This window comes from Streptomyces sp. NPDC055506 (assembly GCF_053643595.1).
In genome coordinates this window covers 1-5921 of record NZ_JBSHKH010000230.1, presented here as the reverse complement: position 1 = coordinate 5921, position 5921 = coordinate 1, and the positions used below count along the sequence as shown (strand labels likewise).

Below are 5921 nucleotides of genomic sequence, written 5' to 3'. Positions count from 1 at the left end.
TTCGCGTCTTCTCTGCTCCTCGTCTACTCCTCGTCGCCCGGCTTGACCGGGTCGAACGGGTCGCCGTCGGTCGGCGGTGTCGTCTCCGGGGCCGTCGGCGGCGTGAAGGTCGGCGGTGACGTCGACGGGGTCGGCGGCGGCGAGCTGCTCGGCTCCTCCGTCGTCGGCGGCGGGGACGACGACGGCTCCTCGGTCGTCGGCTCCTGCGTGGGCTCCTCGGTCTCCGACTGCGTGGGCGTCGGCGTCCACGTCGGCTGGACGGCCGCGCCCTGCTGGGTGTCCAGGTCGAACTTGCTGACGTCACCCATGACGCCGAAGGTGTACGCCGCCCAGATCCGCGCCGGGAAGCCACCGCCGTCGATGCGGGGCTCGCCGAGCGCCTTGTACATCGGGACCTGCTTGTACGGGGGCTTGTCGTCCTCTCCGAACAGCCCGACGGAGGTGACCACGTTGGGCGTGTAGCCGGTGAACCAGGCCGACTTGTTGTTGTCGGACGTACCCGTCTTGCCCGCGACCTGCTGGCCGTCGCGCCCCGGGTTGTTGCGCACGGAGGCCTGCGCGGTGCCGTCGTCGACCACGCCGGTCAGCACCGAGGTCACCGAGTCGGCGGCCTCCCTGCTGATGACCTGGTCGCCGACCGGGTCCGGCATGGCGACCGTCTGGTTCCGGTGCTCCACCGACTTCACGACGGCCGGGGTGACCTTCTTGCCGTGGTTGTCCAGGGTGGCGTAGACCCCGGCCATCTGCAGGGGGCTCGCGCCCATGCTGCCCAGGGTCTGGGCGGGCACGGCCTCCATGTTCTCGGTGTCCATGCCGAGTTTGCCGGCGACCTTCACCACCTCGTCCATACCGACGTCGACGCCCATCTGCGCGAAGACGGAGTTGACGGACTTGTTCATCGCCGTCTGGACGGAGATCGGGCCGTAGTCCTGGTCGTCCTCGTTCTCGGGGGCGAAGCCGACCTTGCTGCCGTCCTCCATGACCGGGCGCTTGCTCGTGCCGTCGTAGACCGTGCGCGCGTTGATCGGCTCGCCGTCCTGCGTCTTCGCCTGCTCCTCCAGGGCGGCGGCCAGGATGACCGGCTTGAAGGTGGAGGCGGGCTGGTAGTCGGTGCGGGTGGCGTTGTTGGTGTAGTGCTTGAAGTAGTCCTGGCCGCCGTACATCGCGACCACGGCGCCCGTCTTCGGGTTCACGGACGCGGCACCGGCCTGGACGTCCGCGTCGACCTTGCGCTTCTCGGGGTCGAGCTTGCTGGTGAGCTGCTGCTTGACGGACTTCTCCAGCGCGGCCTGCTTCTTCTTGTCGATGTTGAGCGTGAGGGTCCAGCCGCCGGCGTTGACCATCGCCTCGGCTTCCTTGCGGCTGCTCGCGGTGCCGTCGGCGACGAGTTGCTTCTTCAGGGTCGCGTTGGCGGCGTTGACCAGGTAGCCCTTCTGGCCCTCCATACCGGGAGCGGGCTTGGGCTCCTTCGGCACCGGGAACTTCATGGCGTCACGCTCGGACTGGCTCAGCCAGCCCTCCTCGACCATGTTCTTCAGGACGTAGTTCCAGCGCGCCTTGACCAGCTTCTTACCGCCTTCGGAGGCGACCGCCCAGTCGTACTCGCTCGGGGCCTGGAGCAGTGCGGCGAGGTAGGCGCCCTGCGCGACGCTGAGGTCCTCGGCGTCGGTGTGGTAGTAGGCCTGGGCGGCGGCCTGGATGCCGTAGGCGTTGCGGCCGTAGTAACTGGTGTTGATGTAGCCGGCGAGGATGTAGTCCTTGGACTTCTCCCGGTCCAGCTTCAGCGAGATGACCAGTTCCTTCAGCTTGCGCGTGACGGTCTGTTCCTGCGTCAGGTAGTAGTTCTTGACGTACTGCTGGGTGATCGTCGAACCGCCCTGCGCGCCGCGGCCGGAGAGCGTGTTGAACACGCCGCGTGCGGTGCCCTTGAGGTCGACGCCGGCGTCCTTGTAGAAGGTCTTGTTCTCGGCCGCGACGAAGGTCTGCCGGACCTGCTTGGGGACCCTGGACAGGTCGACGACCTCGCGGTTGACCTTGCCGTCGCGGGCCATGATCGAGCCGTCGCTGTACTTGTAGATGTTGCTCTGCCGCTTGGCGTCGGCGTTCCCCTCGGGGATGTCGATCACCATGTACAGCACGATGAAGGCACCCATGCCGAGCAGGCAGAGGCCGAGGAAGGTGCCGAGGATCTTCTTCCAGGTGAAGAGCCTGCGTATGCCGCTCTTCCCGGCCACGGCCGACGAACGGTGGGTCTTGGGTGCCGCCCGGCGCCCACCGCGCTGTCGGGCGCGTCTCTCTTCCGCTCGTCCCATGGGTCCGATCCGCTCCGCTTCGTTCATGTGTGCACTCGCGTCACACAGGTTCGCCGCTCAGGTCAGCTCAGAAAGCTAACACCGGGAGATAAGAGATAGGGCTGCCGATCCGGCCCTTTGCGGACGTGACAATCAGCACCCATCCCAACGGAACCGACGTTCGAGACACCCGAAGGGTTGCCAGGACGCGATAAAGTGATATCACTTAGATAGACGGACGCTATGCAGGATGGCTCCGCGCGAAGAACGGGGGATTCACCCATGTCCACACACGACACACAGGTCACCGCAGACGTGCCCGAGATGCCGGCCCCACGCGTACGGGAGTTCACCGCGCACAGCATCGGCGGCGGGCTCGCCCTGCTCCTCGGCCTGCTCGGGCTGCTGGCCGGCGCCGGGCTGATCGCGGCCGCCACGGCGGTGGACGGGGGCGGCGCCAAGGCCGGCCTGATCATCGGCGGCATCCTGGTCGCGATCGCGGCGTTCCTGGCCATGTGCGGGCTGAACATGGTGGCGCCCGGCGAGGCCCGAGTCGTCCAGCTCTTCGGCCGCTACCGGGGGACGATCCGGCAGGACGGTCTGCGCTGGGTGAACCCGCTCACCTCGCGCACGAAGATCTCGACACGGGTCCGCAACCACGAGACCGCCGTCCTCAAAGTCAACGACGCCTACGGCAACCCGATCGAGCTCGCCGCGGTCGTGGTCTGGCGGGTCGAGGACACCGCCCAGGCCACCTTCGAGGTGGACGACTACATCGAGTTCGTCTCCACCCAGACCGAGGCGGCCGTGCGGCACATCGCCATCGAGTACCCCTACGACGCGCACGACGAGGACGGCCTCTCGCTGCGCGGCAACGCCGAGGAGATCACCGAGAAGCTCGCCGTCGAACTGCACGCGCGCGTGGAGGCGGCCGGGGTGCAGATCATCGAGTCCCGCTTCACGCACCTCGCGTACGCCCCCGAGATCGCCTCGGCGATGCTCCAGCGGCAGCAGGCCGGCGCGGTCGTCGCGGCCCGGCGGCAGATCGTGGACGGAGCGGTGGGCATGGTCGAGGCCGCGATCGCCCGGATCACCGAGCGGGACATCGTGGAGCTCGACTCCGAGCGGAAGGCGGCCATGGTCTCCAACCTCATGGTGGTGCTGTGCGGGGACCGGGCCGCGCAGCCGGTCCTCAACACCGGGTCCCTCTACCAGTGACCGCACCTTCCGAGGGTCCGGGCCCTCAGCGCCGGCCGCAGCAGCAGCGCAAGCAGGTGCTGCTGCGGCTGGACCCGGCGGTGTACGAGGCGCTCGCGCGGTGGGCCGGGGACGAACTGCGGTCGGCCAACGCGCAGATCGAGTTCCTGCTGCGGAAGGCGCTGGCCGACGCGGGGCGCCTGCCGCGGGAGACCGGACCCATCCCCCGGCGCGGGCGGCCGCCCGGGGGCTCCACCCCCGAACCCCCGTCGTCCTGAGGGTGTTGCGGAACCGTGACAACAGCTCCCGACCTGCACACCCGCACCGCCCGCCATGAACTGCACACCCGGCGTATACATGCGGCGTATACACGGTGTGTAGAGTGCTCGGCATGTCCATCGGTCACACTCTTCTGGGGCTCCTGGAGTCCGGCCCGCGACACGGTTACGACCTGAAGCGGGCCTTCGACGAGAAGTTCGGTCACGACCGGCCGCTCCACTACGGCCAGGTCTACTCGACGATGTCCCGCCTGCTGAAGAACGGGCTCGTCGAGGTCGACGGCATCGAGGCGGGCGGCGGGCCCGAGCGCAAGCGGTACGCGATCACCGAGGCCGGCATCACCGATGTCGAGCGCTGGCTCGCGACACCGGAGAAGCCGGAGCCGTACCTCCAGTCGACCCTCTACACCAAGGTCGTCCTCGCGCTGCTCACCCACCGCGACGCCGCCGACATCCTCGACACCCAGCGCTCCGAGCACCTGCGCAGCATGCGGATCCTCACCGACCGCAAACGCAAGGGCGACCTGGCCGACCAGCTCATCTGCGACCACGCCCTGTTCCACCTGGAGGCCGACCTGCGCTGGCTGGAACTGACGGCGGCCCGTCTGGACAAGCTCCGTGAGGCGGTGACCCGATGACCATTCCCGCCGGTTCGCTGCTCGCCGCCCGGGACCTGCGCAAGGCGTACGGCCCGACCACCGCCCTCGACGGCGCCGAGTTCTCCATCCACCCGGGCGAGGTCGTCGCCGTGATGGGCCCGTCCGGCTCGGGCAAGTCGACGCTGCTGCACTGCCTCGCCGGGATCGTCACGCCCGACTCGGGCTCGATCACGTACAACGGGCGCGAGGTGACCTCGATGAGCGACGCCGAGCGCAGTGCGCTCCGGCGCTCCGAGTTCGGGTTCGTCTTCCAGTTCGGCCAGCTCGTGCCGGAGCTCACCTGTGTGGAGAACGTCGCGCTCCCGCTGCGGCTGAGCGGGTCGTCCCGCAAGGAGGCCGAGCGGACCGCGCTGGCGTGGATGGAGCGTCTGGAGGTCGACGAGCTGCGCAAGAAGCGGCCCGGCGAGGTGTCCGGCGGTCAGGGGCAGCGCGTCGCCGTCGCCCGCTCGCTGGTGACGAGCCCGCGGGTGATCTTCGCCGACGAGCCGACCGGCGCGCTGGACTCGCTCAACGGCGAGCGCGTGATGGAACTGCTCACCGAGGCGGCCCGGTCCACCAACGCGGCCGTGGTGCTGGTGACGCACGAGGCGCGGGTGGCGGCCTACTCCGACCGCGAGATCGTCGTACGCGACGGCAAGTCCCGGGACATGGAGCGCGTCGTATGAGCGCACGGCAGTGGGGCCGGGACCTGGCGATGGGAACCCGGTACGCCTTCGCCGGCGGGCGGGAGGGCTGGACCCGGGCGCTGCTCACGGCCGTCGGCGTCGGGCTCGGCGTGGCGCTGCTGCTGCTCACCACCGCCATCCCGAACGCGCTGGCGGAGCGGGACCGGCGTGAGGAGGCGCGCAGCGACCACACCTTCGGCCAGCAGGAGATACCGAAGGCCGACGACACCCTGATCGTGGTGGACGCGGACACCACGTTCCGCGACCAGGACGTCCGTGGGCGCGTGCTGGAGGCGGAGGGCCCGAAGGCCCCGCTGCCCCCGGGCGTCCCGGCGTTCCCGGCGGACGGCGAGATGGTGGTCTCCCCCGCGCTGGAGGAGCTGCTCGCCTCCGACGAGGGGAAGCTGCTGCGGGAACGGCTGGACTACCGGATCACGGGCACCATCGGCGAGCCGGGCCTGGTCGGCTCGCACGAACTCAGCTACTACGCGGGTGGCAAGGGGCTCGCGGAGCGGCTCGAGGGCTCCGCGAGCGGGGCGCGGATCGACAGCTTCGGCAACCCGGACCTGGGGTCGTCCGACCCCTGGGACCCGGTGCTGCTCCTGCTGGTCCTCGTCGTCTTCGTGGTGCTGCTGATGCCGGTCGCCGTGTTCATCGCCGCGGCCGTGCGGTTCGGCGGCGAGCGGCGCGACCGCAGACTCGCGGCGCTGCGGCTGGTCGGCTCCGACAGCCGGATGACCCGGCGGATCGCCGCCGGCGAGGCACTCGCCGGCTCCGTGCTGGGGCTCGTCCTCGGCACCGGCTTCTTCCTGCTCGGACGCGAACTGGCGG

The 5921-nt window shown here is 69.7% G+C and carries 6 protein-coding genes; 5 read left to right on the top strand and 1 reads right to left on the bottom strand.

The window, feature by feature from the left end; all coding sequences use genetic code 11:
- Positions 1–23 precede the first annotated feature (23 nt).
- Complete coding sequence (locus ACWIF2_RS39730) at positions 24–2312, bottom strand: transglycosylase domain-containing protein (protein ID WP_454366456.1); 2289 nt, start codon at positions 2310–2312, stop codon at positions 24–26.
- Between the two features lie 261 nt (positions 2313–2573).
- On the opposite strand from ACWIF2_RS39730, the gene ACWIF2_RS39725 reads away from it, so the two are divergent.
- From ACWIF2_RS39725 to ACWIF2_RS39705, 5 genes are all read left to right on the top strand, one after another.
- A complete protein-coding gene (locus ACWIF2_RS39725) occupies positions 2574–3509 on the top strand; it encodes an SPFH domain-containing protein (RefSeq protein WP_454366454.1) in 936 nt (311 codons plus the stop codon).
- Complete coding sequence (locus ACWIF2_RS39720; protein WP_454366452.1) at positions 3506–3766, top strand: hypothetical protein; 261 nt, start codon at positions 3506–3508, stop codon at positions 3764–3766. Before ACWIF2_RS39725 ends, ACWIF2_RS39720 begins: the two co-directional genes overlap by 4 nt.
- Positions 3767–3879: 113 nt before the next feature.
- The gene (locus tag ACWIF2_RS39715; protein ID WP_010045868.1) at positions 3880–4404 is read left to right on the top strand and encodes a PadR family transcriptional regulator; all 525 of its coding nucleotides are present in this window, start codon (positions 3880–3882) and stop codon (positions 4402–4404) included.
- The gene (locus tag ACWIF2_RS39710) at positions 4401–5090 is read left to right on the top strand and encodes an ABC transporter ATP-binding protein (RefSeq protein WP_454366450.1); all 690 of its coding nucleotides are present in this window, start codon (positions 4401–4403) and stop codon (positions 5088–5090) included. Before ACWIF2_RS39715 ends, ACWIF2_RS39710 begins: the two co-directional genes overlap by 4 nt.
- The coding region (locus ACWIF2_RS39705; RefSeq protein ID WP_454366449.1) for an FtsX-like permease family protein at positions 5087–5921 on the top strand (835 nt) is incomplete at its 3' end. The genes ACWIF2_RS39710 and ACWIF2_RS39705, both read left to right, overlap by 4 nt.